General features: G+C 70.4%; 21 protein-coding genes. 18 read left to right on the top strand and 3 right to left on the bottom strand.

Features of this window, described 5'->3' with window-relative positions; genetic code table 11:
• Positions 1–29: 29 nt before the first annotated feature.
• The 3 genes from ACZ5U5_RS24460 to ACZ5U5_RS24450 are packed head-to-tail and all read left to right on the top strand — an operon-like array spanning position 30 to position 2,846.
• The gene (locus tag ACZ5U5_RS24460; protein WP_469025329.1) at positions 30–1,337 is read left to right on the top strand and encodes a serine/threonine-protein kinase; all 1,308 of its coding nucleotides are present in this window, start codon (positions 30–32) and stop codon (positions 1,335–1,337) included.
• Entirely contained in the window at positions 1,334–1,720 is a 387-nt protein-coding gene (locus ACZ5U5_RS24455; RefSeq protein ID WP_469025327.1) for an effector-associated constant component EACC1, read from the top strand. The genes ACZ5U5_RS24460 and ACZ5U5_RS24455 overlap by 4 nt, the downstream gene beginning before the upstream one ends.
• A complete protein-coding gene (locus ACZ5U5_RS24450) occupies positions 1,704–2,846 on the top strand; it encodes a caspase family protein (RefSeq protein ID WP_469025325.1) in 1,143 nt (380 codons plus the stop codon). The genes ACZ5U5_RS24455 and ACZ5U5_RS24450 overlap by 17 nt, the downstream gene beginning before the upstream one ends.
• A 77-nt stretch (positions 2,847–2,923) precedes the next feature.
• Here ACZ5U5_RS24450 and ACZ5U5_RS24445 read toward each other — a convergent pair whose 3' ends face one another.
• Together ACZ5U5_RS24445 and ACZ5U5_RS24440 are read right to left on the bottom strand one after the other, a co-directional pair.
• The gene (locus ACZ5U5_RS24445) at positions 2,924–4,156 is read right to left on the bottom strand and encodes a DUF349 domain-containing protein (RefSeq protein ID WP_469025322.1); all 1,233 of its coding nucleotides are present in this window, start codon (positions 4,154–4,156) and stop codon (positions 2,924–2,926) included.
• A 134-nt stretch (positions 4,157–4,290) separates the two neighbouring features.
• Positions 4,291–5,112: a peptidylprolyl isomerase gene (locus ACZ5U5_RS24440; protein WP_469025320.1), complete on the bottom strand. Its 822-nt coding sequence runs from the start codon at positions 5,110–5,112 to the stop codon at positions 4,291–4,293.
• A 146-nt stretch (positions 5,113–5,258) separates the two neighbouring features.
• On the opposite strand from ACZ5U5_RS24440, the gene ACZ5U5_RS24435 reads away from it, so the two are divergent.
• The 5 genes from ACZ5U5_RS24435 (at position 5,259) to rpsD (ending at position 10,479) form a co-directional block, all read left to right on the top strand.
• The gene (locus ACZ5U5_RS24435) at positions 5,259–5,963 is read left to right on the top strand and encodes an MBL fold metallo-hydrolase (protein ID WP_469025317.1); all 705 of its coding nucleotides are present in this window, start codon (positions 5,259–5,261) and stop codon (positions 5,961–5,963) included.
• A gap of 13 nt (positions 5,964–5,976) precedes the next feature.
• The gene (gene hisS, locus ACZ5U5_RS24430; protein ID WP_469025315.1) at positions 5,977–7,239 is read left to right on the top strand and encodes a histidine--tRNA ligase; all 1,263 of its coding nucleotides are present in this window, start codon (positions 5,977–5,979) and stop codon (positions 7,237–7,239) included.
• 195 nt (positions 7,240–7,434) lie between these two features.
• Positions 7,435–8,094 carry a vitamin K epoxide reductase family protein gene (locus ACZ5U5_RS24425; RefSeq protein WP_469025313.1) on the top strand — a complete coding sequence of 220 codons (660 nt, stop codon included), beginning with the start codon at positions 7,435–7,437 and terminating at the stop codon, positions 8,092–8,094.
• 62 nt (positions 8,095–8,156) lie between these two features.
• Positions 8,157–9,506, top strand: coding sequence for a replication-associated recombination protein A (locus tag ACZ5U5_RS24420; RefSeq protein WP_363211006.1), 1,350 nt, complete (start codon positions 8,157–8,159; stop codon positions 9,504–9,506).
• 358 nt (positions 9,507–9,864) lie between these two features.
• Positions 9,865–10,479: a 30S ribosomal protein S4 gene (rpsD, locus tag ACZ5U5_RS24415; protein ID WP_160503779.1), complete on the top strand. Its 615-nt coding sequence runs from the start codon at positions 9,865–9,867 to the stop codon at positions 10,477–10,479.
• Here rpsD and ACZ5U5_RS24410 read toward each other — a convergent pair.
• On the bottom strand, positions 10,467–12,647 hold the full coding sequence (locus tag ACZ5U5_RS24410; RefSeq protein ID WP_469025309.1) for an ATP-binding protein: 2,181 nt from the start codon (positions 12,645–12,647) through the stop codon (positions 10,467–10,469). The two genes, rpsD and ACZ5U5_RS24410, sit on opposite strands and share 13 nt — an antisense overlap.
• A 160-nt stretch (positions 12,648–12,807) precedes the next feature.
• Here ACZ5U5_RS24410 and ACZ5U5_RS24405 point away from each other — a divergent pair, with 160 nt between their 5' ends.
• The 10 genes from ACZ5U5_RS24405 (at position 12,808) to ACZ5U5_RS24360 (ending at position 23,486) form a co-directional block, all read left to right on the top strand.
• Entirely contained in the window at positions 12,808–13,257 is a 450-nt protein-coding gene (locus ACZ5U5_RS24405) for a DUF948 domain-containing protein (RefSeq protein WP_469025307.1), read from the top strand.
• 7 nt (positions 13,258–13,264) lie between these two features.
• A complete protein-coding gene (locus tag ACZ5U5_RS24400; protein WP_365821022.1) occupies positions 13,265–13,630 on the top strand; it encodes a DUF6167 family protein in 366 nt (121 codons plus the stop codon).
• Complete coding sequence (gene alaS / locus ACZ5U5_RS24395) at positions 13,630–16,299, top strand: alanine--tRNA ligase (protein WP_469025304.1); 2,670 nt, start codon at positions 13,630–13,632, stop codon at positions 16,297–16,299. The genes ACZ5U5_RS24400 and alaS overlap by 1 nt, the downstream gene beginning before the upstream one ends.
• Positions 16,299–16,790: a Holliday junction resolvase RuvX gene (gene ruvX, locus ACZ5U5_RS24390; RefSeq protein ID WP_469025302.1), complete on the top strand. Its 492-nt coding sequence runs from the start codon at positions 16,299–16,301 to the stop codon at positions 16,788–16,790. The genes alaS and ruvX overlap by 1 nt, the downstream gene beginning before the upstream one ends.
• Before the next feature lie 124 nt (positions 16,791–16,914).
• The gene (mltG, locus tag ACZ5U5_RS24385) at positions 16,915–18,618 is read left to right on the top strand and encodes an endolytic transglycosylase MltG (RefSeq protein ID WP_469025300.1); all 1,704 of its coding nucleotides are present in this window, start codon (positions 16,915–16,917) and stop codon (positions 18,616–18,618) included.
• The gene (locus tag ACZ5U5_RS24380; RefSeq protein WP_469025297.1) at positions 18,618–19,445 is read left to right on the top strand and encodes a shikimate dehydrogenase; all 828 of its coding nucleotides are present in this window, start codon (positions 18,618–18,620) and stop codon (positions 19,443–19,445) included. Before mltG ends, ACZ5U5_RS24380 begins: the two co-directional genes overlap by 1 nt.
• Before the next feature lie 141 nt (positions 19,446–19,586).
• A complete protein-coding gene (gene aroC, locus ACZ5U5_RS24375; RefSeq protein WP_469025294.1) occupies positions 19,587–20,771 on the top strand; it encodes a chorismate synthase in 1,185 nt (394 codons plus the stop codon).
• On the top strand, positions 20,768–21,283 hold the full coding sequence (locus tag ACZ5U5_RS24370) for a shikimate kinase (protein ID WP_469025292.1): 516 nt from the start codon (positions 20,768–20,770) through the stop codon (positions 21,281–21,283). Before aroC ends, ACZ5U5_RS24370 begins: the two co-directional genes overlap by 4 nt.
• Complete coding sequence (aroB, locus tag ACZ5U5_RS24365; RefSeq protein ID WP_469025290.1) at positions 21,280–22,392, top strand: 3-dehydroquinate synthase; 1,113 nt, start codon at positions 21,280–21,282, stop codon at positions 22,390–22,392. The genes ACZ5U5_RS24370 and aroB overlap by 4 nt, the downstream gene beginning before the upstream one ends.
• A gap of 161 nt (positions 22,393–22,553) precedes the next feature.
• Positions 22,554–23,486, top strand: a complete 933-nt coding sequence (locus tag ACZ5U5_RS24360; RefSeq protein WP_469025287.1) for a Pro-rich N-terminal domain-containing protein — start codon at positions 22,554–22,556, stop codon at positions 23,484–23,486.
• The last annotated feature ends 6 nt before the right edge of the window (positions 23,487–23,492 follow it).

The following is a 23,492-nucleotide window of genomic DNA, read 5'->3' as shown; positions in this document are numbered from 1 at the left end:
GGCACGCGGTGTCCGAGGGGGAGAGTGCGATGGACGGCAGCGCGGGGGCGGCGGGATTACTCGTGGCCGGGCGGTACCGCCTGCTCCGCACGCTGGGGCGCGGCGGCATGGGCGTGGTCCACGAGGCCGAGGACACGCGGCTCGGCCGGCGTGTGGCCGTGAAGATGCTGACCGCGGTGGCAGGCCTCGCCGAGGATGACGAGGCCAGAGACCGGTTCCTGCGCGAGGCGCAGGCCCTGGCGCGGATCCACCACCCCGGCGTGGTCACGCTGCTCGACGTAGGGGTGGCCGACGGGACGCCGTACCTCGTGATGCAGGTGCTCGACGGCCTGAGCCTGGCCGAGCTCGTGTCTTGGACCGGGCCGATGCCCACGGCTGTCGTCGCGCGGGTGGCCCTGGACGTGGTCCGTGGGCTCATCGCGGCCCACGACGCCGGAGTGCTGCACCGTGACGTCAAGCCGTCGAACATCGGGATCAGTCGCGACGGGCGCTGCGTACTGCACGACTTCGGTCTGGCCCGCCTCGTCGGGGAACGGGCGATCACCAGGACCGGGGAGCTCGTCGGCACCCCGCAGTTCATGGCCCCCGAGACCATCCGCGGCGCGGCACCGGGGCCGTCCGCCGACCTGTACGGGCTCGGCGCCTGCATGTACCTGATGCTCACCGGCGAGCTGCCGTTCGGCACGCGGACGGTGGACTTCGGGGCCATCGTGGAGAGCGCGCTCGGCGACGGCATCCCTCGCCTGCGCGGCCGCGGTCTGGCCCATCCCGACGCGCTGCTCGACCTGGTCGACCGGCTGTGCGCCCAGGACCCCGCCGACCGCCCCCAGCATGCGGACTCCGCGGAGGCGCTCCTCGCGCAGGGCGCCGAGGGGGGCAGGGAGGCTCTGGCCGCGCTCGTGGCGCACCAGTTGAGGGACGACGCGGTGCGTGGCCTGGACACCCCGGCGCAGGACGCCGAGGAACTTCCCGAGTACGACTGGGACGAAGCCGTCCCGCAGCCCAGGGCGGAGCGCGCCGACCCGTTGCGGCCACCGACGCTCAGCGACGTCAGCCGCCGCATCGTGCTCAGCAGCATGACCCCGCAGACCGCCCTGTCCCGTCAGCGCGAGGCGGTCAACCTGGTGCTGCGCGGTGAACTACAGGAGGCCGCACAGCTGTTGTCGGCGGTGGTGCCGGTATGCCTCTCGTCGCTCGGCCCGGCCCATCCGACCACGCTCGCCAGTCAGTATTGGCAGGCTGTCTGCCTGGCGAGGCTGGGCGCCGGCGACAAGGCCGTGGAACTGCTCGCCCGGGTGAACCGTCACGTGGACCAGAGAAGGGGGAGCGGGCCGTGACCGACCTGATGGTGACCGTGTCGGGGGACGAGATCGACACCGAGAACGAACTGCGCTCCCTGGCCAGCTGGTTGCGTGAGGACGAATCCGTCGCCGGACACCTCCGCGGCCGTGTCGGGGCGGCCGCGCCCGCCCCAGCCGGCCACATGGGAACCGGCTTCGACGTTCTCCAACTGGCGCTCGGCAGCACGCTGTCCACCGCCGCCCTCGTCGTCTCCGTACTCCAGTGGCAGCTTGCGCGCCGCCGGGCTCCGGCGCTCGTCCTGACCCGGGGCGACGTACGGGTGGAGCTCACCCAGGAGGCGGCGGCCGACGAGGGGACCCTGCGGCGCGTCATGGAGGTCCTGGAGCGGGGAGGCACGGCCGATGACGGCTCTTCCTGACCCCGGCAGCTCCCGGGCCGTTCTCATCGGCACCGCGTCCTACCGCCACCTGCCCCAACTCCCGGCCGTCGAGGCCAATGTGGTGGACCTGGCGGCCGAGCTCTGCGACTCCACCGTCTGGGGACTCCCCGTCCAGCACTGCGCCGTGGTGACCGACCCGCAGAGCGCACCCGCGATGCTCGACCCGGTGCATCAGGCGGGCGACGAGGCCACGGACACCCTGATCGTGTACTACGCGGGGCACGGCATGCGGGACTCCGAGTCCGCGGACCTGTACCTCGCCCTCGGCGACTCCCGCGACACCATGGGCTACACCGCCGTGGCCTACCAGCATCTGCGCTCCGCCCTGCGGGCCTCCCGTGCCCAGCGCAAGATCGTCGTTCTCGACTGCTGCTTCAGCGGCCGTGCCGCGCGCACGCTGACGGGCGGCGACGTACTGGCCGCACAGGCCGCCGTGGACGGCGCGTACGTCCTCACCGCCTCTCCCCGCGACCGCCTGGCCCTCGCCCCGGACGGTGAGCGCTACACGGCGTTCACCGGGGAACTCCTGACGGTGCTGCGCGGCGGAATCCCAGGAGGCCCCGAGCTGATCGACCTGGAGACGCTCTACCGGGTCCTGGAGGAGCGGCTGCGCGCCAAGAACAGGCCGCTGCCGCAGCGCTCACAGGAGAACGGCGTCGGTCGCCTGTCCTTCGCCCGCAACAAGGCCCGCGCCGGCCGCAGGGCTCCGGCGGGCCCCGTGCTCGCCGGGGACGTACGGGCGGCCATGGTCGCCACCGGTCTGAACGTCGCCCGGCTGCTGCGGGCTGAGGGCAACACCAGGGACGCCCTGCCCGTGCTGCGCCTCGCGCTCCAGGAGCAGGTAAGTGGCGGCCAGGGCGAACTGCTCGCCGTGCAACTGGAGTTGTCGGAGCTGCTCGCCGGAACGGGGCAGATCCGCGAGGCCATCGAGGTGCTGGAGCTGGCATTCCAGCAAGTGCACAAGGCGTACGGGCCCGAGGCCGTGCTGGTCTGCCGAAGGCTCGCCGACCTGCTCCAGGAGTCGGGCAACCACATCCAGGCCTGCGAAGTGCTCAAGCATGCGCTCGACATCGCCGAGTACGGAGGCGCACGCACCACGGCATAGCCCCGTGAACGGAGAAACGGCCCGGCCGGCGGATCTCCCCACCGGCCGGGCCGCACACCGTCCGCATTACCTGTGCCTCAGCCGCCGAACTCGTGCAGACCCTTCAGGGCCTGGTCGAGCAGCGCCTGGCGGCCGTCGAGCTCCTTCTGGAGCTTGTCGGCCTTGGCGTTGTTGCCCGCCGCACGCGCCTTCTCGATCTGTTCGACCAGCTTGTCGACGGCGGCCTGCAGCTGACCGGTCAGACCCTCGGCACGCGCACGCGCCTCAGGGTTCGTCCGGCGCCACTCGGCCTCCTCCGTCTCCTGGAGGGCACGCTCCACCGCGTGCATCCGGCCCTCGACCTTCGGGCGCGCGTCACGCGGGACGTGGCCGATGGCCTCCCAGCGCTCGTTGAGCGTGCGGAAGGCGGCGCGCGCCGATTTGAGGTCCTTCACCGGGACGAGCTTCTCGGCCTCCTCGGCCAGCTCCTCCTTCAGCTTCAGGTTCTCCGTCTGCTCGGCGTCCCGCTCGGCGAAGACCGAACTGCGCGCCGCGAAGAACACGTCCTGGGCGCCGCGGAAGCGGTTCCACAGATCGTCCTCGTGCTCGCGCTGGGCGCGGCCCGCGGCCTTCCACTCGGTCATCAGGTCGCGGTAGCGCGCGGCCGTCGGACCCCAGTCGGTCGACCCGGAGAGAGCCTCGGCCTCGCCGACCAGCTTCTCCTTGGTCTTGCGGGCCTCCTCGCGCTGGGCGTCCAGCGACGCGAAGTGGGCCTTGCGCCGCTTGGAGAACGCCGAGCGGGCATGCGAGAAGCGGTGCCACAGCTCGTCGTCCGACTTGCGGTCGAGGCGCGGCAGACCCTTCCAGGTGTCCACCAGGGCACGCAGCCGCTCGCCCGCCGCCCGCCACTGCTCGCTCTGCGCGAGCTCCTCGGCCTCGACGACCAGCGCCTCCTTGGCGTGCCTGGCCTCGTCCGACTGCTTGGCCTTTTGGACCTTGCGCTCTTCGCGGCGCGCGTCGACGGTCTCGACGAGCTTGTCCAGGCGCGTGCTCAGGGCGTCCAGATCGCCGACCGCGTGGGCCTCGTCCACCTGCTGGCGCAGGTGGTCGATGGCGGTCATGGCGTCCTTGGCCGAAAGGTCGGTCGTCTTCACCCGGCGCTCGAGAAGTCCGATCTCGACGACCAGACCGTCGTACTTGCGCTCGAAGTAAGCCAGGGCCTCGTCAGGAGACCCCGCTTTCCACGAACCGACCTCGCGCTCGCTGCCGTCGGCCTTGCGCACGTACACGGTCCCCGTCTCATCGACGCGGCCCCACGGGTCGCTGCTCACAGCGCCTCCTCCACATGATGCCTGCGCAGGGCCTCGGGGCCCCCGGCATCGTCCACAGTTTCGTCACCGCCAACATAGGCGACCGGCGGGGCGGCTGTCCGCACCCCGCGCGTCCGAAGTTTGCCTCCCGGCGGTCAGGATTTCGACACGGTGGCCTTGTTGATGACGACCGTCGCGTTCGGGGCGCCCTCGCCTTGGCCGGTGCTCTCGCCGGCGTCGGCGATCTTCTTGAGCACCTTCATCCCGGAATCGGAAATGGTCCCGAACGGTGTGTAGTCGGGCGGCAGCTGACTGTCCTGGTAGACCAGGAAGAACTGGCTGCCGCCGGAGTCCCGGCCCTTCTTCTCCTGGGCGTTGTACTGGTTGGCCATCGCGACCGTACCCGCCGGATACACGTTCCCCTTCAGGCTCTTGTCCTTGAGGTTCTCGTCCGGGATCGAGTAGCCGGGGCCGCCCTCGCCGGTGCCCTTCGGGTCGCCGCACTGCAGGACGTAGATGCCGCCCGAGACGAGCCGGTGGCACTTCGTGTGGTCGAGGTAGCCCTTCTTCACGAGGAAGTTGAAGGAGTTGACCGTGCGCGGAGCCTTGGTCGCCGACAGGTTCAGGTCGATGTCGCCGCAGGTGGTGGCGAGCTTCATCGTGTAGTCGGCCGACTTGTCGATCGTGAGCTTCGGTTCCTTCTTGAAGCTGAGCGGCTTCACCTTGCCGCCCGCGGGCTTCTCGCAGGGGTCCGGCTTGGTGGTGGGGTTCGAGTTCGCCGTGTTCTCCGACTTGCTGTCGTCGTCGAAGGCGCCTGCCGCGTAGGACACGGCGCCGCCGGCCAGGATCACCGCGAGCGCCGAGGCGATCACCGCGTTGCGCATCCGCGCCCTGCGTCGCGCGGCCTCCCGGCGCTGCTGCTGCCGCAAGAACTTCTCCCGGGCGAGCTGACGCCGCCGCTGATCGTTGCTGACCACCGGGTGATCTCTCCTCTGCGTGGATGACCGCTTCTGTTAGCCCCGTACCGTATATGGGTTAGCTGTGGAATCGGGAGCGCCGGTAGGCTCTGATCTGCCGCGATCCCGCGCGGTCACCTCCGCCGGACGACGAACGAAGGACGATCGTGCTCATTGCCGGGTTTCCCGCCGGGGCCTGGGGCACCAACTGCTACTTGGTCGCCCCCGCCGCAGGCGAGGAGTGCGTGATCATCGACCCGGGCCACCAGGCCGCCGAGGGAGTCGAGGACGCGCTCAAGAAGCATCGGCTCAAGCCCGTCGCGGTCGTCCTCACCCACGGCCACATCGACCATGTCGCCTCGGTCGTCCCGGTCTGCGGCGCGCATGACGTGCCCGCGTGGATCCACCCCGACGACCGGTACATGATGAGCGACCCGGAGAAGGCCATCGGTCGTTCCCTCGGCGCGCAGCTGCTCGGCGAACTGACCGTGGGGGAGCCCTCCGACGTCAAGGAGCTGGCCGACGGCGCCCGGTTGAAGCTCGCCGGTCTGGACTTCTCCGTCGCGCACGCGCCGGGGCATACGAAGGGGTCGGTGACGTTCCAGTTGCCCGAGTCCGCCGAGGTCCCCTCGGTGTTCTTCTCGGGCGACCTGCTCTTCGCCGGCTCCATCGGCCGCACCGACATGCCCGGCGGATCACAGGCCGACATGTTCGAGTCGCTGGCGCGTGTGTGCCTGCCGCTCGACGACTCGACCGTGGTCCTGCCCGGTCACAACGAGCACACGACCATCGGCCGTGAGCGCGCCACCAATCCGTACCTGCGCCAGGTGGCCGCCGGCCTGGGAGCCGACGCTCCCCGACGAGGAATGTGACGAGAGAAACCCCGTGAGCACCTTCAAGGCCCCCAAGGGCACCTACGACCTGCTGCCCCCGGACTCGGCGAAGTACCTGGCGGTGCGCGAGGCCATCTCCGCGCCCCTGAAGAACTCCGGGTACGGCTATGTCGAGACGCCCGGCTTCGAGAACGTCGAGCTGTTCTCGCGCGGCGTCGGCGAGTCCACCGACATCGTGTCCAAGGAGATGTACGCCTTCGAGACCAAGGGCGGCGACCAGCTCGCCCTGCGCCCCGAAGGCACCGCCTCCGTGCTGCGCGCGGCCCTGGAGGCCAACCTGCACAAGGCGGGCAACCTCCCGGTCAAGCTCTGGTACTCGGGCTCGTACTACCGCTACGAGCGCCCGCAGAAGGGCCGCTACCGCCACTTCTCGCAGGTCGGTGCCGAGGCGATCGGCGCCGAGGACCCGGCTCTGGACGCCGAGTTGATCATCCTGGCCGACCAGGCGTACCGCGCGCTCGGCCTGAAGCAGTTCCGCATCCTGCTGAACTCGCTCGGCGACAAGGAGTGCCGCCCCGTCTACCGCGCCGCGCTGCAGGACTTCCTGCGCGAGCTCGACCTGGACGAGGAGACACGTCGACGTATCGACATCAACCCGCTGCGGGTCCTCGACGACAAGCGCGTCGACGTCCAGAAGCAGCTGGTCGGCGCCCCGATGCTGCGCGACTATCTGTGCGACGCGTGCAAGGCGTACCACGAGCAGGTTCGCGAGCTGATCACGGCGGCGGGTGTCGCCTTCGAGGACGACGAGAAGCTGGTCCGTGGCCTGGACTACTACACCCGCACGACGTTCGAGTTCGTCCACGACGGCCTCGGCTCGCAGTCCGCGGTCGGCGGCGGCGGTCGCTACGACGGCCTGTCCGAGATGATCGGCGGCCCCTCGCTGCCGTCGGTCGGCTGGGCGCTCGGCGTGGACCGCACGGTCCTGGCCCTGGAGGCGGAGGGCGTGGAGCTCGAACTGCCCTCGGCGACCAGTGTGTTCGCGGTGCCGCTGGGCGACGAGGCGCGTCGGGTGCTGTTCGCCAAGGTGACGGAGCTGCGCAGGGCGGGCGTCGCGGCGGACTTCTCGTACGGCGGCAAGGGGCTCAAGGGAGCCATGAAGAACGCGAACCGTTCGGGCGCGCGGTACACCGTCGTCGCCGGCGAGCGGGATCTCGCCGAGGGCGTCGTGCAGCTGAAGGACATGGAGTCCGGGGAGCAGACCGCTGTCGCGGTGGACGAGATCGTGGGCGAGCTGACGGCGCGACTGGGCTAGGCGGCCGGGGGCGGGTGCGGGACATTTCTTCGCCCCCTCCGCCCCCAGACCCCGGCATCGGCCTGAGCGGCCTCGTCCTCAAACGCCGGACGGGCTGGCAATCCGTACCTCCTTATGTCCATCGAACGGTGGACACCCGCGCGCGTGCGGCACAATGTCCGTGCCCCCAGGCCCCCCAAGCGACGGAACGGCGTGATGAGCAAGACGACCCCGGCAAGCGGAAGCCGCCCCTCCCAGCAGGATCACGACCACGGGGGAAGGGACGCGGACGCGCCACGCAGTGTCGGCGGGAGCCGTGCGTTCGCGCTGCTTCTGGTGATCACGGGTGCGGCGGGGCTGCTCGCGGCGTGGGTCATCACGCTGGACAAGTTCAAGCTCCTCGAAGACCCGGACTTCACGCCCGGCTGCAGCCTCAATCCCGTCGTCTCCTGCGGCAACATCATGACGAGCGACCAGGCGTCGGTGTTCGGGTTCCCGAACCCGATGCTGGGCCTCGCCGCCTACGCCGTCGTGATCTGTGTCGGCATGAGTCTGCTGGGCCGTGCGCGTTTCCCGCGCTGGTACTGGCTGACGCTGAACGCGGGCACGCTCTTCGGAGTCGCCTTCTGCACCTGGCTCCAGTACCAGTCGCTGTACGAGATCAACTCGCTGTGCCTGTGGTGCTGCCTGGCCTGGGTCGCCACGATCGTCATGTTCTGGTACGTCACGTCGTTCAACGTCCGCAACGGCTTCCTGCCCGCGCCCTCCTGGCTGCGTACGTTCTTCGGCGAGTTCACCTGGGTGCTTCCGGTGCTGCACGTCGGTATCATCGGCATGCTGATCCTCACGCGCTGGTGGGAGTTCTGGACCAGCTGACGGACAGCGCCGACCAGACAGCGCCGACGGCGTTGTCAGTGGGCTGACGTAGGGTTCGAACCGTGGAGCCCGACCTGTTCACCGCAGCCGCCGAGGACCGCCAGGAGAAGGACCCTTCGACGAGTCCCCTGGCCGTCCGGATGCGCCCGCGCACCCTCGAAGAAGTCGTCGGCCAGCAGCATCTGCTGAAGCAGGGCTCGCCCCTGCGCAGGCTGGTCGGCGAGGGCGGGGGAGGACCGGCGGGGCCGTCGTCGGTGTTCCTGTGGGGCCCGCCCGGCATCGGCAAGACGACCCTTGCCTATGTGGTCTCCAAGGCCACCAACAAGCGCTTCGTGGAGCTCTCCGCGATCACCGCGGGCGTGAAGGAGGTCCGCGCGGTCATCGAGGGCGCCCGCAGGGCCATGGGCGGCCACGGCAAGGAGACCGTCCTCTTCCTGGACGAGATCCACCGCTTCAGCAAGGCCCAGCAGGACTCCCTGCTGCCCGCCGTCGAGAACCGCTGGGTGACGCTGATCGCGGCGACGACGGAGAACCCGTACTTCTCGATCATCTCCCCGCTCCTGTCCCGCTCCCTGCTCCTCACGCTGGAACCCCTCACGGACGACGACCTGCGCGGTCTGCTGCGCCGGGCGCTCACCGAGGAGCGGGGTCTGGGCGGCGCGGTCGAGCTGCCCGAGGACACCGAGGAGCATCTCCTGCGGATCTCCGGCGGCGACGCCCGGCGCGCGCTCACCGCCCTGGAGGCGGGCGCCGGCTCGGCCCTCGCCAAGGGGGAGAAGGAGATCACCCTCCAGACCCTGGAGGAGTCCGTCGACCGAGCGGCCGTGAAGTACGACCGTGACGGCGACCAGCACTACGACGTCGCGAGCGCCCTGATCAAGTCCATCCGCGGCTCGGACGTGGACGCGGCCCTGCACTACCTGGCCCGGATGATCGAAGCGGGCGAGGACCCCCGCTTCATCGCCCGCCGCCTGATGATCTCCGCGAGCGAGGACATCGGCCTCGCCGACCCCACGGCACTGCCCACGGCGGTCGCCGCCGCCCAGGCCGTCGCGATGATCGGTTTCCCCGAGGCCGCGCTCACCCTCAGCCACGCGACGATCGCCCTTGCCCTTGCCCCGAAGTCGAACGCCGCGACGATCGCCATCCAGTCCGCCCAGGCCGACGTCCGCGCGGGCCTTGCGGGGCCCGTCCCGCCCCACCTGCGCGACGGGCACTACAAGGGCGCGGCCAAGCTGGGCCACGCCCAGGGCTATGTGTATCCGCACGACGTGCCGGGCGCGATCGCCGCCCAGCAGTACGCACCGGACACCGTCGCCGCCAAGCGGTACTACCAACCCACGCGCTACGGGGCCGAGGCTCGGTACGCGGACGTGGTGGAGCGAGTGCGCGAGCGCCTCAAGGGCGAGTAGCCGCCGCGGCTGAGGCACCCCTCGGCACCCGGTACACTTGCCCGAAGTGCTGCGTCCCGTGTCCGGTCTCGTACCGGCACCACCAGAACGGGACATCCAGCCGGAGCCCCGGACCTCACCGTCCAGGGATCTCCAGGAGCGTCGCGCACCGTCGAAGGTGTCGCGGGCAGCCCACCACCATCTCGTACTCCGGGAAGCGGTCGGTGGGCCACTCGCGTGCTGCACATAGTGCCCAGACCAGGGAGCGGCTGCCCGCCGGATCCAGAACCACCGGATCCGATGGGTTTCCCAGGCTGCGGATTGCGACCTCCCCTAACCCTGGTGAAGCCGATTTCACAATGAACAGAGAGGTTGGTTCATGCCGAACCAGTCCCGCCCCAAGGTCAAGAAGTCGCGTGCCCTCGGCATCGCGCTGACCCCGAAGGCCGTCAAGTACTTCGAGGCCCGCCCCTACCCGCCGGGCGAGCACGGCCGTGGGCGCAAGCAGAACTCGGACTACAAGGTCCGTCTGCTCGAGAAGCAGCGTCTGCGCGCGCAGTACGACATCAGCGAGAAGCAGATGGCCCGTGCCTACGACCGCGCCAAGAAGGCCGAAGGCAAGACCGGCGAGGCCCTGGTCATCGAGCTCGAGCGCCGTCTCGACGCCCTGATCCTGCGTTCGGGCATCGCCCGGACGATCTACCAGGCCCGTCAGATGGTCAGCCACGGCCACATCGAGGTCAACGGCGGCAAGGTCGACAAGCCGTCGTTCCGCGTCCGTCCCGACGACGTCGTGATGGTCCGCGAGCGCAGCCGCGAGAAGCCGCTGTTCCAGGTCTCCCGTGAGGGCGGCTTCGCCCCCGACGGCGAGATCCCGCGTTACCTCCAGGTGAACCTGAAGGCCCTGGCCTTCCGTCTGGACCGTGACCCGAACCGCAAGGAGATCCCCGTGATCTGCGACGAGCAGCTCGTCGTCGAGTACTACGCCCGCTGACCCGGACGTAGCTCTCCCTGCTTCAGCCCGTCGCCCGCCCTCCCTTCGTGGTGGGGCAGGCGGCGGGTTTTTGCGTTCCCCTTGGACCCGGTGCGCAGGGCCCGGGACACCGCGGCGTCCGGGGCGAGCCGGGTCCCGACGGCCACGCACTCCTCGTACCGCGCGTCGCCCAGCTGTTCGCGGGCCTGCGACTCGCACAGGGCGTGCGGCCCGCCGAAGTTCCCGGAGCCGAACAGCGGGAGTCCCACCGAAGGCCAGATGCGGGACGCGGCGCCCTGCAGGACCGCGGCCTCGGCCGGATCGCCCTCCACCGCGGTGAACAGGGCGAGCAGCTCGATCGCGAGGACCGTACCGAGCAGATCGTGGAAGGCGTGGTCAAGGGCCAGGCACCGCATGACCAGGTCACGGGCCGTCGCCGCCTCACCGCGCGTCCATGCCGCGAAACCAAGGACATAGAGGGCGTACGCGAGAGTCCAGCGCTCGCCGTGGTCCTCGCAGACCTGGCGTACGTCCTCGCAGAGCTCCACCGCGTCGGCCAGCTCCCCGCGGAATGCGAGGGCCATCGCCAGCTCGACCTGCCCCATCAGGACGTTGCTGTTGAGCTCGCCGATCTCGCGGTACTGCTCGAGGGCCGAGCGCAGCAGGGTCTCGGCGCGCGGCATGTCGTCGTTCAGGAGCGCCAGGCAGCCGATGCGGTGCACCGCGTACGCCGTCGCGATGGCGCTGCCGGTACGTTCCGCCTCGTCCTTGCACTCCTGCAGCGCCGCGAGCGCCGCCACCGTGTCGCCCTGCAGCACCGCGACGTAGCCGAGCACCCACAGCGCCTTGAGGCGGGAGTCGTCGTGGCCGCCGTCCAGCTCGAGTGCGCGGTCGAGCCAGTGCCGTCCCTCCGCGAGCCGCCCGCAGCCCACCCAGTAGAACCACAGGCTGCCCGCCAGATACTGGCCCAGATGCGTCTCGTCCGGCTCGGTCAGGCAGTACTCCAGGGCGCCGCGCAGATTGGGCAGTTCGCAGTCGATGAGCTGGGCGACCTGCGCCTGGCGCGGCGAGAACCAGTCCAGCTCGCACCAGGTGGCGAGCCCCATGTACCAGTCGCGGTGCCGGCGCCGCATGCGGGCGGCGTCGCCGGTCGCCTCCAGCCAGTCGGCGCCGTAGGCCCGGACCGTGTCGAGCATGCGGTAGCGGACGCCCGTCGGGCCTTCCTCGCGGGTCACGACGGACTGCGCGAGCAGCTCGCCAAGTACATCGAGGACGTCGTCCGCGTGCAGGCCGTCACCGCTGCAGATGTACTCGGCCGCCTCCAGGTCGAAGGGACCGCAGAACACCGAGAGCCGCGCCCACAGCAGACGCTCGGCCGCCGTGCACAGCTCATGGCTCCAGCCGATGGCCGTACGCAGGGTCTGGTGCCGGGGCGGCACATCGCGCCGCGTCCCGGTCAGCAGCGCGAAGCGGTTGTCGAGCCGGGAGAGCAGCTGCGCGGGCGAGAGCGCCCGCAGCCGCCCCGCGGCCAGCTCCACCGCCAGCGGAATGCCGTCGAGGCGGCGGCAGAGCTCCGCCACGTCGGCTTCGTTCTCCTCGTCCAGGGTGAAGCCGGGGAGCCCCGACGCCGCCCGGTCGGCGAACAGCGCGGCGGCGTCCTGGGCGGGCAGCGGTGCGAGCGGGAAGATCCGCTCGCCGCAGGTCTCAAGAGGCCGGCGCCCCACCGCGAGCACACGGAGCCCGGGGGAGTGGTGCAGCAGATCGCCCACCAGCGAGGCGCACGCCTCCACGAGGTGTTCGAACCCGTCCACGACGAGGAGGACTTCCCGCTCCGCGAGGTGGTCGAGCAGCGACTTGCGCGGCGTGCGGCGGGTGTGATCGGTCAGGTTCAGCGCGTCCGCGACCGCGTGTTCGACCAGATCCGGGTCCCGCACCCCGGCGAGCTCCACCAGCCAGGCGCCGTCCCGCGGCTCGGCGCCGGAGGCGGCCCGGACGGCCAGACGCGACTTGCCGACGCCGCCGACACCGGTCACCGTGACCAGCCGTGCCGACTCCAACGCGGCGGCGAGCGCGGTGAGTTCGGCGGAGCGTCCGACGAAGGCGTTGAGCTCCAGGGGGAGGTTCCCCGGTCTCGGGGCCTGTGTGGGGGAGCTGTGCCGGTGGTCGCCCGTGCGCTGATCGCGTCGCATGAGATACGGAGCGTACCGATGCGTAAGCGGTCCGTACAATCACTTCGGGTAACTCCCTTGCCCTGACACGGTAATGCGGTGCGGAGCCTCGGCCCCGGCGCGATAGGGTCGGGGGACGACTTTTCGATGTTCAGGGCCGATGATCAGGGAGCGGTGCACAGTGTCCGGTGGAGAGGTGGCCGGGATCCTGGTGGCCGTCTTCTGGGCGATCCTGGTCTCCTTCCTGGCCGTGGCGCTGGTGAGGCTGGCGCAGACGCTCAGGGCGACCACCAAGCTGGTCGCGGAAGTGACCGAGCAGGCCGTCCCGCTCCTCGCGGACGCCTCCGAGGCGGTGCGCTCCGCGCAGACGCAGATCGACCGGGTCGACGCCATCGCGTCGGACGTCCAGGAAGTCACGTCGAACGCGTCGGCGCTCTCCACGACCGTGGCCTCCACCTTCGGCGGGCCCCTCGTCAAGGTCGCGGCGTTCGGTTACGGGGTGCGCAGGGCCCTGGGCCGCAAGGCAGGACCTGAATCAACCAATGTGCCCCCGGCGTCCGCCCGACGTACCGTGATCGTGGGGCGCACGGTGCCCTCCGCGCGGCGGCGGGGCAAGCGGAAGAAGGACTGACGCAGCGATGTTCCGCCGTACGTTCTGGTTCACCGCGGGCGCCGCTGCCGGTGTGTGGGCCACCACCAAGGTCAACCGCAAGATCAAGCAACTGACCCCCGAGAGCCTCGCGGCCCAAGCCGCGAACAAGGCGGTCGAGGCGGGCCACAAGCTCAAGGACTTCGCTCTCGACGTCCGCGACGGCATGGCCCAGCGCGAGGCCGAACTGGGCGAGGCCCTGGGCCTTGAGGCCCCGGTCGACCCCGAACTGCCCGGCCAGCGCCGGGTGGTCGTGGCCATCGAGAACGGCAAGACCAGCAAGACCGACAAGAACACGCAGGGCAAGTACCTCTCGAAGTCGAAGTACTCGTACAACCGGAATGAGGACCACTGATGGAGTCGGCCGAGATTCGCCGCCGCTGGCTGAGCTTCTTCGAGGAGCGCGGGCACACCGTCGTCCCTTCGGCGTCGCTCATCGCGGACGACCCGACTCTGCTCCTCGTCCCCGCGGGCATGGTGCCCTTCAAGCCCTACTTCCTGGGTGAGGTCAAGCCGCAGTTCTCGCGCGCCACGAGCGTGCAGAAGTGCGTGCGTACGCCCGACATCGAAGAGGTCGGCAAGACCACGCGGCACGGCACCTTCTTCCAGATGTGCGGCAACTTCTCCTTCGGCGACTACTTCAAGGAAGGCGCCATCACGTACGCCTGGGAGCTGCTCACCAGCTCCGTGGCTGACGGTGGCTTCGGCCTCGACCCCGAGCGCCTCTGGGTGACGGTCTACCTCGACGACGACGAGGCCGAGACCATCTGGCGCGAGAAGGTGGGCGTCCCCGCCGAGCGCATCCAGCGCCTGGGCATGAAGGACAACTACTGGTCCATGGGCGTCCCCGGACCCTGCGGCCCCTGCTCCGAGATCAACTACGACCGCGGCCCCGAGTTCGGCGTCGAGGGCGGCCCGGCCGTCAACGACGAGCGCTACGTGGAGATCTGGAACCTGGTCTTCATGCAGTACGAGCGCGGCGAGGGCACCTCGAAGGAGGACTTCGAGATCCTCGGCGACCTGCCGAGCCAGAACATCGACACCGGCCTCGGCCTCGAGCGCCTCGCGATGATCCTGCAGGGCGTGCAGAACATGTACGAGACCGACACCCTGCGCGTCGTCATGGACAAGGCCACCGAGCTGACCGGCGTGCGGTACGGCGCCGAGCAGGGCTCGGACGTGTCCCTGCGCGTGGTCGCCGACCACATGCGTACGTCCGTGATGCTCATCGGCGACGGCGTCACGCCGGGCAATGAGGGCCGCGGCTACGTCCTGCGCCGCATCATGCGGCGCGCCATCCGCAACATGCGTCTGATGGGCGCCACCGGCCCGGTCGTCCACGAGCTCGTCGACACGGTCATCAAGTCGATGGGCGAGCAGTACCCCGAACTGCAGACGGACCGCAAGCGCATCGAGACCGTCGCCCTCGCCGAAGAGGCCGCCTTCCTCAAGGCACTCAAGGGCGGCACGAACATCCTCGACACCGCCGTCACCGACACCAAGGCCGCCGGCGGCAAGGTCCTCTCCGGCGACAAGGCGTTCCTGCTGCACGACACGTGGGGCTTCCCGATCGACCTCACCCTGGAGATGGCCGCCGAACAGGGCCTCTCCGTGGACGAGGACGGCTTCCGGCGCCTGATGAAGGAGCAGCGGGAGCGCGCCAAGGCCGACGCCCAGGCCAAGAAGACCGGCCACGCCGATCTGCACGCCTACCGCGAGATCGCCGACAACTCCGGCGCCACGGACTTCACCGGCTACAGCCTCACCGAGAACGAGGCCTCGATCGTCGGCCTCCTGGTCAACGGCGTCTCGTCGCCCGCCGCCCGCGAGGGCGACGAGGTCGAGGTCGTCCTCGACCGCACCCCCTTCTACGCCGAGGGCGGCGGCCAGATCGGCGACACCGGCCGGATCCGCCTCGACAACGGCGCGGTCGTCGAGATCCGCGACGTGCAGAAGCCGGTCCCCGGCGTGCACGTCCACAAGGGTGTCGTCCAGGTCGGCGAGATCACCGTCGGCGCACCCGTCTGGGCCTCGATCGACGCCCGCCGCCGCACGGCCATCGCCCGCGCCCACTCCGCCACGCACCTCACGCACCAGGCGCTGCGCGACGCGCTCGGCCCGACGGCCGCCCAGGCCGGTTCCGAGAACCAGCCCGGCCGCTTCCGCTTCGACTTCGGCTCCCCGTCGGCCGTGCCCACGGCCGTCATGACGGACGTCGAGCAGAAGATCAACGAAGTCCTCGCGCACGAGCTCGACGTACAGGCCGAGGTCATGTCGATCGACGAGGCCAAGAAGCAGGGCGCCATCGCCGAGTTCGGCGAGAAGTACGGCGAGCGGGTCCGCGTGGTCACCATCGGCGACTTCTCCAAGGAGCTGTGCGGCGGTACGCACGTCCACAACACCGCCCAGCTGGGCCTGGTGAAGCTGCTCGGCGAATCGTCCATCGGTTCGGGCGTGCGCCGCATCGAGGCCCTGGTCGGCGTCGACGCGTACAACTTCCTCGCCAAGGAGCACACGGTCGTCGCCCAGCTCCAGGAGCTGATCAAGGGCCGTTCCGAGGAGCTGCCCGAGAAGGTCGCCGCCATGCTCGGCAAGCTCAAGGACGCGGAGAAGGAGATCGACAAGTTCCGCGCGGAGAAGGTCCTCGCGGCCGCCGCCGGTCTCGTCGACAGCGCCAAGGACGTACGAGGCGTCGCCCTCGTCACCGGCCAGGTGCCGGACGGCACGGGCGCCGACGACCTGCGCAGGCTGGTCCTCGATGTCCGCCACCGCATCCCCGGCGACCGCCCGGCCGTGGTGGCCCTCTTCACGACGGCCAACGGCCGCCCGCTGACGGTCATCGCCACGAACGAAGCCGCACGCGAGCGCGGCCTCAAGGCCGGCGACCTCGTCCGTACGGCCGCCAAGACCCTCGGTGGCGGTGGCGGCGGCAAGCCGGACGTCGCCCAGGGCGGCGGCCAGAACGCCGCGGCCATCGGCGACGCCATGGCGGCCGTCGAGCGCCTTGTCGGCGAGACGGCCTGATGTCGGACTCCGACTCCGCAGGGGGCATCCGCCGCGGCCGACGCCTCGCGATCGACGTCGGCGATGCCCGGATCGGGGTCGCCTCGTGCGACCCCGACGGGATCCTCGCCACACCGGTGGAGACGGTGCCGGGACGCGATGTCCCGGCCGCCCAGCGCCGGTTGAAGCAGCTCGTCGACGAGTACGAACCGATCGAGCTCGTCGTCGGTCTCCCTCGCTCCCTCAACGGGGGCGAGGGCCCGGCGGCTGCCAAGGTCCGCGCCTTCACCCAGGACCTCGCCCGCATGGTCGCCCCCATTTCGGTGAGGCTCGTGGACGAGAGGATGACCACAGTGACGGCCAGTCAGGGGCTGCGCGCGTCGGGCGTGAAGTCCAAAAAGGGCCGGTCTGTCATCGATCAGGCGGCGGCCGTCATCATCCTTCAGCAGGCACTGGAGTCCGAACGGGCGTCAGGTAAAGCTCCGGGCGAGGGCGTCGAAGTGGTCATCTGATCGCGATACGGTAACGTTCCGCGCGATGCGGCGGTGTTCGAACAGCTGCCGCACAGCATCAAGAGGCGGAACGGTTGCCCTCCTATCCAGTCGGCGGCCCCGCCTCGCGGCATGTAGGGGATCGATGACTGAGTATGGCCGGGGTCCAGGCTCCGAACCGTGGCATCCCGAGGACCCGTTGTACGGGGACAGTGGATGGGGAGGACAGCAGGCCGCGAGCGGCCAGTCCCCCTACGGCGGCCAGGGGCAGTACCACCCTCAGCAGCATGCCCAGCAGCAGCCGCAGCAGCATGCGCAGCAGCCCCACCAGGCGCAGTACGACGACTGGAGCACGGGCCAGCAGCAGGCCTACGGCCAGCAGCAGTACGGCGGTCCCGCAGGCCAGCAGCAGTACAACGGCGGGCCCGAGCAGCAGTACAACGGCGGCTGGGACACCGGCCAGCAGGGCCAGGCCGCGTACACCGCCGACCCGGCGGACCCCTACGGCCACCAGCAGAGCGGCTACGGCGCGGAGAGCGCGGACTACTACAGCACTCCGGACGCGTATCCCCCGCCGGAGCCGCCGTCCCGCCGCCGCGGTGAGCCGGAGCCGCAGCAGGACTGGGACCCGGGCCCGGACCAGGGCGAGCACGCCTTCTTCGCGGGCGGCGATGACGACGAGGACGAGTACGACGACGAGCCGCCGGGGCGTCGCGGTGGCCGCGGGGACCGTAAGGGCGGCCGGGGCGGCAAGAAGCCGAAGAAGCGCCGCAACGGCTGCGCCTGCCTGGTCGTGACGCTGGTCTTCGCCGGTGGTCTCGGCGGGGTCGGCTATTTCGGCTACCAGTTCTACCAGGACCGATTCGGAACGTCCCCGGATTACGCGGGCGAGGGTTCCGGCCTCGCTACCGTCGACATCCCGAAGGGGGCCGGCGGCTATGTGATCGGCCAGAAGCTGAAGGACGCCGGGGTCGTCAAGAGCGTGGACGCTTTTGTCTCCGCGCAGGCGCAGAACTCCAAGGGGAACACCATTCAGGAGGGCGTCTACGTCCTCAAGAAGAAAATGTCTGCGCAAAGCGCCGTCGAACTGATGCTCAGCCCGAAGAGCCGCAATAACCTCATCATTCCCGAGGGCAAGCGGAACTCGTGGGTCTACAAGCAGATCGACACGCGCCTCGAACTCAAGAAGGGCACCGCCGAGGGAGTCGCCAAGAAGGAATGGAAGTCCCTCGGACTTCCGGACTGGGCGAACACCAACAAGGACATCAAGGACCCGCTGGAAGGCTTCCTCTACCCCTCCAGCTACCCCGTCGCCAAGGGCCAGAAGCCCGAGGCCGTCCTGAAGAAGATGGTGGCCCACGCCAACCAGAAGTACGACGAGTTGGGCCTCAAGGCCAAGGCCGCGGAGCTGAAGCTGAAGGATCCACTCCAGGTGCTCACCGTGGCGAGCCTCGTCCAGGCAGAAGGCAAGTACAAGCACGACTTCGAGAAGGTCGCGACAGTCGTCTACAACCGCCTCAAGCCGAACAACACGGAGACGTACGGACTTCTCGACTTCGACTCCACGGTGAATTACGCCAAGGCCGAAAGCACCCTGGAAACCGGAACGGTCGACGATCTGCGCAAGTTCAACGACCCGTACAACACCTACAAGATCAAGGGCCTGCCTCCCGGGCCGATCGGCAACCCCGGCGACGAGGCGCTCAAGTCGGCGCTGAATCCGGCCAAGGGGAATTGGTACTACTTCGTCTCCATCAACGCGGACACCACCCTGTTCGCCGAGACGAACAAGCAGCATGAGATCAACCGTCAGAAGTACCTCGAGGAACAGAAGAAGAACAACGGCTGATGAGCAACAAGCGCCGAGCCGCGGTTCTCGGCTCCCCCATCGCCCATTCCCTCTCCCCGGTGCTGCACCGCGCCGCATACGGGGAGCTGGGACTGGTCGAATCGACGTACGACCTCTTCGACGTCGATGAGGCCGCGCTGCCCGGCTTCCTCGACGGGCTCGGCCCCGAGTGGGCCGGGCTCTCGCTGACGATGCCGCTCAAGCGCGCGGTGATCCCGCTGCTCGACGAGATCAGTGAGACCGCTGCCTCCGTCGACGCGGTCAACACCGTCGTCTTCACGGAGGACGGCCGCCGCGTCGGCGACAACACCGACATCCCCGGCATGGTCGCCGCCCTCCGGGAGCACGGCATCGAGCAGGTGGAGTCGGCCGCGATCCTCGGCGCGGGCGCCACCGCGTCGTCCGCGCTCGCCGCGCTCGCCCGGATCTGCACCGGCGAGGTCGTCGCGTACGTACGCAGTCAGGAACGCGCCGCCGAGATGCGGCAGTGGGGCGAGCGCCTCGATGTGGAGGTGCGGACGGCGGACTGGGCGGACGCCGAGCAGGCACTGAGCGCCCCGCTGGTGATCGCCACGACACCGGCGGGTGCCACCGACGCGCTGTCGGCCGCCGTGCCCGAGCGGCCCGCGACCCTCTTCGACGTCCTGTACGACCCGTGGCCCACCGCGCTGGCGGCCCGCTGGTCGATGTACGGCGGGGCCGTGATCAGCGGGCTCGATCTGCTCGTGCACCAGGCGGTGCTGCAGGTCGAGCAGATGACCGGGCGCTCGCCCGCACCGCTTGCCGCGATGCGCAAGGCAGGGGAACACGCACTGGCCGCCCGCTAGGGCCTCCGCTGTGCGGGAACGTCCGCTTTCTGGACCGGAGGCCAGGTCCCGCCCCCCGACGTGGGAGGATCGGGGGTGGCGGGCCAGGGCCGCGCACCCGGTCGCGCCACGCAGTTCCAGGCGCGAGCATGAGGAGCACCGTTGAGCAGGTTGCGTTGGCTGACCGCGGGAGAGTCCCACGGACCCGCACTTGTCGCGACGCTGGAGGGTCTTCCCGCCGGCGTGCCGATCACCACGGAGATGGTGGCGGACCACCTGGCCCGGCGGCGCCTCGGCTATGGGCGCGGTGCGCGCATGAAGTTCGAGCGCGACGAGGTCACCTTCCTGGGCGGCGTCCGGCACGGCCTGACCATGGGATCGCCGGTCGCGATCATGGTGGGCAACACCGAGTGGCCCAAGTGGGAGCAGGTCATGGCGGCCGACCCGGTCGACCCCGAGATCCTCGCCGACCTGGCCCGCAACGCCCCGCTGACCCGGCCCCGGCCCGGCCACGCCGACCTCGCGGGCATGCAGAAGTACGGCTTCGACGAGGCCCGTCCGATCCTGGAGCGCGCCTCCGCCCGTGAGACCGCGGCCCGCGTCGCGCTCGGCGCGGTCGCCCGCTCGTACCTCAAGGAGACGGCCGGGATCGAGATCGTCAGCCATGTGACCGAGCTGGCGAGCGCCAAGGCTCCGTACGGCATCTACCCGACCCCCGCCGATGTCGAGAAGCTGGACGCCGACCCGGTGCGCTGCCTCGACGCGGACGCGAGCAAGGCGATGGTCGCCGAGATCGACCAGGCCCACAAGGACGGCGACACCCTCGGTGGTGTGGTGGAGGTCCTCGCGTACGACGTGCCCGTGGGTCTCGGCTCGCACGTGCACTGGGACCGGCGGCTCGACGCCCGCCTCGCCGCCGCGCTCATGGGTATCCAGGCCATCAAGGGCGTCGAGGTCGGCGACGGCTTCGACCTTGCGCGGGTGCCGGGCTCCAAGGCGCACGACGAGATCGTCTCCACAGACGACGGCATCCGGCGTACCTCCGGCCGCTCCGGCGGCACCGAGGGCGGCCTGACCACCGGTGAGCTGCTGCGCGTACGTGCCGCGATGAAGCCCATCGCGACCGTGCCGCGCGCGCTCGCCACCGTCGATGTCGCCACCGGCGAGGCCACCAAGGCGCACCACCAGCGCTCCGACGTGTGCGCGGTCCCGGCCGCGGGCATCGTCGCCGAGGCGATGGTCGCGCTGACCCTGGCCGACGCCGTCGCGGAGAAGTTCGGCGGCGACAGCGTGCCCGAGACCCGGCGCAACGTGCGGTCGTACCTCGACAACCTGCAGATCCGGTGACCGGCCCGCAGATCGTCCTGGTCGGACCGATGGGCGTGGGCAAGTCGACGGTGGGGGCACTGCTCGCCGAGCGCCTTGGCACCGTCTTCCGGGACACCGACGCCGACATCGTGGCCGCACAGGGCCGGGAGATCGCGGAGATCTTCGTGGACGAGGGCGAGCCGCACTTCCGCGACCTGGAGCGGGCAGCCGTGCGTACGGCACTCGCCGAGCACGAGGGCATCCTCGCGCTCGGCGGGGGCGCGATCCTCGACGAGTCGACCCGCGCGCTCCTGGCCCCGCACCCCGTCGTCTATCTCTCGATGGATGTCGAGGAGGCGGTCAAGCGCACCGGCCTGAACGTCGCGCGCCCGCTGCTCGCGGTCAACCCGCGCAAGCAGTGGCGCGAACTGATGGACGCCCGGCGCCAGTTCTACGCCGAAGTCGCCCGTGCCGTCGTCGCCACCGACGACCGCACCCCCGAAGAGGTAGCCCAAGCGGTCCTCGACGCACTGGAGTTGAAGGAAGCATGACGGAGATGACCGAGACGTCGGGGCAGACGCCCACCCGTATCCAGGTCGGCGGCACCGCGGGCACCGAGCCGTACGAGGTGCTCGTCGGACGGCAGCTCCTCGGTGAGCTGCCCGGCCTGATCGGCGAGCGGACCAAGCGCGTCGCGATCATCCACCCGGAGGCGCTGGCCGAGACCGGCGACGCGCTGCGCGAGGACCTGGCGGGACAGGGCTTCGAGGTCGTCGCCATCCAGGTGCCGAACGCCGAGGAGGCCAAGACCGCCGAGGTCGCCGCGTACTGCTGGAAGGCGCTTGGACAGTCCGGCTTCACCCGTAGCGACCTCATCATCGGTGTCGGCGGCGGAGCCACCACGGACCTCGCCGGGTTCGTGGCCGCGACCTGGCTGCGCGGGGTCCGCTGGATCGCCGTGCCCACCACCGTGCTCGGCATGGTCGACGCCGCGGTCGGCGGCAAGACCGGCATCAACACCGCCGAGGGCAAGAACCTGGTCGGCTCCTTCCACCCGCCCACGGGTGTGCTGTGCGACCTGGCCGCGCTCGACTCCCTGCCGGTCAACGACTTCGTCTCGGGCCTCGCGGAGATCATCAAGGCCGGTTTCATCGCCGACCCGGTGATCCTCGAACTGATCGAGGAGGATCCGGAGGCGGCGCGCAGCCCGCAGGGCCGGCACACCGCCGAGCTGATCGAGCGCTCCATCAAGGTCAAGGCCGAGGTGGTCTCCGGCGACCTCAAGGAGTCGGGCCTGCGCGAGATCCTCAACTACGGCCACACCCTCGCCCACGCCATCGAGAAGAACGAGCGTTACAAGTGGCGGCACGGCGCGGCCGTCTCCGTGGGGATGGCCTTCGCGGCCGAACTCGGCCGCCTCGCCGGACGCCTCGACGACGCGACCGCCGACCGGCACCGCGCCGTCCTGGAGTCGGTCGGCCTGCCCCTGAGCTACCGCTACGACCAGTGGCCCAAGCTCCTGGAGACCATGAAGGTCGACAAGAAGTCCCGCGGTGACCTGCTGCGGTTCATCGTCCTCGACGGCCTGGGCAAGCCCGCGGTCCTGGAGGGACCCGACCCCGCGGTGCTGCTCGCCGCGTACGGCGAAGTGGCCAACTAGCGCCCGAGAAGCGCTGAATCGGCCCGCAAGAACAAGCCACGGGCACCCTGCGGCCTCCCCGGCCGTTCACACAACGTCGGCCGGGGACGGTACCGTTCGGTAACGGGTGGCCCCGGCCGCCGCCCGACCAGCGTCAGTCGCACGAGACGGAGTGGCACCGGATGCAGCACGCAGTGGGGTCTCCGCTGCCGCCGCCCCATCAGCCGGGGCACGGACCGGCCACCGGCTGGTCCCCGGCCGCACATCACCCGAGCGGTCCGCCGCCGGGTGCCGCGCCGGGCGGCCCACCGCCTCCCGCGCCGGGATTCGCCGGCGCACCGCACCCGCAGGGCACGGCCCCTCATCCGCAGGGACCGGCCCCGCACCCGCATGCCCCGGCGCCGCAGCACGCGGCGCCCGGCGCCCCGCAGCACAACCAGATCCCGGGTGCTCCAGTGCCCCCGACGCCGGACACGACCGGCCACATCCAGCTCCCGCCCGGCGGCCCCGTCGCCATGCCGAGCCCGCCGCCCGGCACGGCCCAGGCGGACACCGCCGGCACCACGCTCGCCGTCCTCCTGATCGGCCCCGCGGGCGCGGGCAAGACGAGCGTCGCCAAGTACTGGGCGGAGCACCGCAGGGTGCCGACCGCCCACATCAGCCTGGACGACGTACGCGAATGGGTGCGCGCGGGCTTCGCGGACCCCCAGTCGGGCTGGAACGACCACTCCGAGGCGCAGTACCGCCTGGCCCGCCGCACCTGCGGTTTCGCCGCCCGGAACTTCCTGGCCAACGGCATCTCCTGCATCCTCGACGACGCGGTCTTCCCCGACCGTCCGGTCGTCGGCCTCGGCGGCTGGAAGCGCCACGTGGGCCCCGGCCTGCTTCCGGTGGTCCTGCTGCCGGGCCTGGAGATCGTCCTGGAGCGCAACGCCGAGCGCAGCGGCAACCGCCGTCTGACGGACGAGGAAGTGGCCCGCATCCACGGCCGCATGGCCGGCTGGTACGGCTCGGGCCTGCCCATCATCGACAACTCCCAGCTGGACGTGCCCGCCACGGCCCGGGTCCTCGACGACGTCCTCGCCCGCTCCATCGCGAGCCCGCCGCAGTGGTAGCCGCTC

Source organism: Streptomyces sp. NPDC033177 (genome assembly GCF_055577715.1).
Note: the sequence above shows the minus strand (reverse complement) of the source record. Positions and strands in the feature narration are given on the sequence as shown.

Coding starts and splice junctions, on each gene's coding strand:
- ACZ5U5_RS24380 (WP_469025297.1), top strand. CDS start 18,618: ATGAGCAACAAGCGCCGAGCCGCGGTTCTCGGCTCCCCCATCGCCCAT.
- ruvX (WP_469025302.1), top strand. CDS start 16,299: ATGTCGGACTCCGACTCCGCAGGGGGCATCCGCCGCGGCCGACGCCTC.
- ACZ5U5_RS24425 (WP_469025313.1), top strand. CDS start 7,435: ATGAGCAAGACGACCCCGGCAAGCGGAAGCCGCCCCTCCCAGCAGGAT.
- alaS (WP_469025304.1), top strand. CDS start 13,630: ATGGAGTCGGCCGAGATTCGCCGCCGCTGGCTGAGCTTCTTCGAGGAG.
- ACZ5U5_RS24400 (WP_365821022.1), top strand. CDS start 13,265: ATGTTCCGCCGTACGTTCTGGTTCACCGCGGGCGCCGCTGCCGGTGTG.
- ACZ5U5_RS24460 (WP_469025329.1), top strand. CDS start 30: ATGGACGGCAGCGCGGGGGCGGCGGGATTACTCGTGGCCGGGCGGTAC.
- ACZ5U5_RS24450 (WP_469025325.1), top strand. CDS start 1,704: ATGACGGCTCTTCCTGACCCCGGCAGCTCCCGGGCCGTTCTCATCGGC.
- rpsD (WP_160503779.1), top strand. CDS start 9,865: ATGCCGAACCAGTCCCGCCCCAAGGTCAAGAAGTCGCGTGCCCTCGGC.
- mltG (WP_469025300.1), top strand. CDS start 16,915: ATGACTGAGTATGGCCGGGGTCCAGGCTCCGAACCGTGGCATCCCGAG.
- ACZ5U5_RS24360 (WP_469025287.1), top strand. CDS start 22,554: ATGCAGCACGCAGTGGGGTCTCCGCTGCCGCCGCCCCATCAGCCGGGG.
- ACZ5U5_RS24410 (WP_469025309.1), bottom strand. CDS start 12,647: ATGCGACGCGATCAGCGCACGGGCGACCACCGGCACAGCTCCCCCACA.
- aroB (WP_469025290.1), top strand. CDS start 21,280: ATGACGGAGATGACCGAGACGTCGGGGCAGACGCCCACCCGTATCCAG.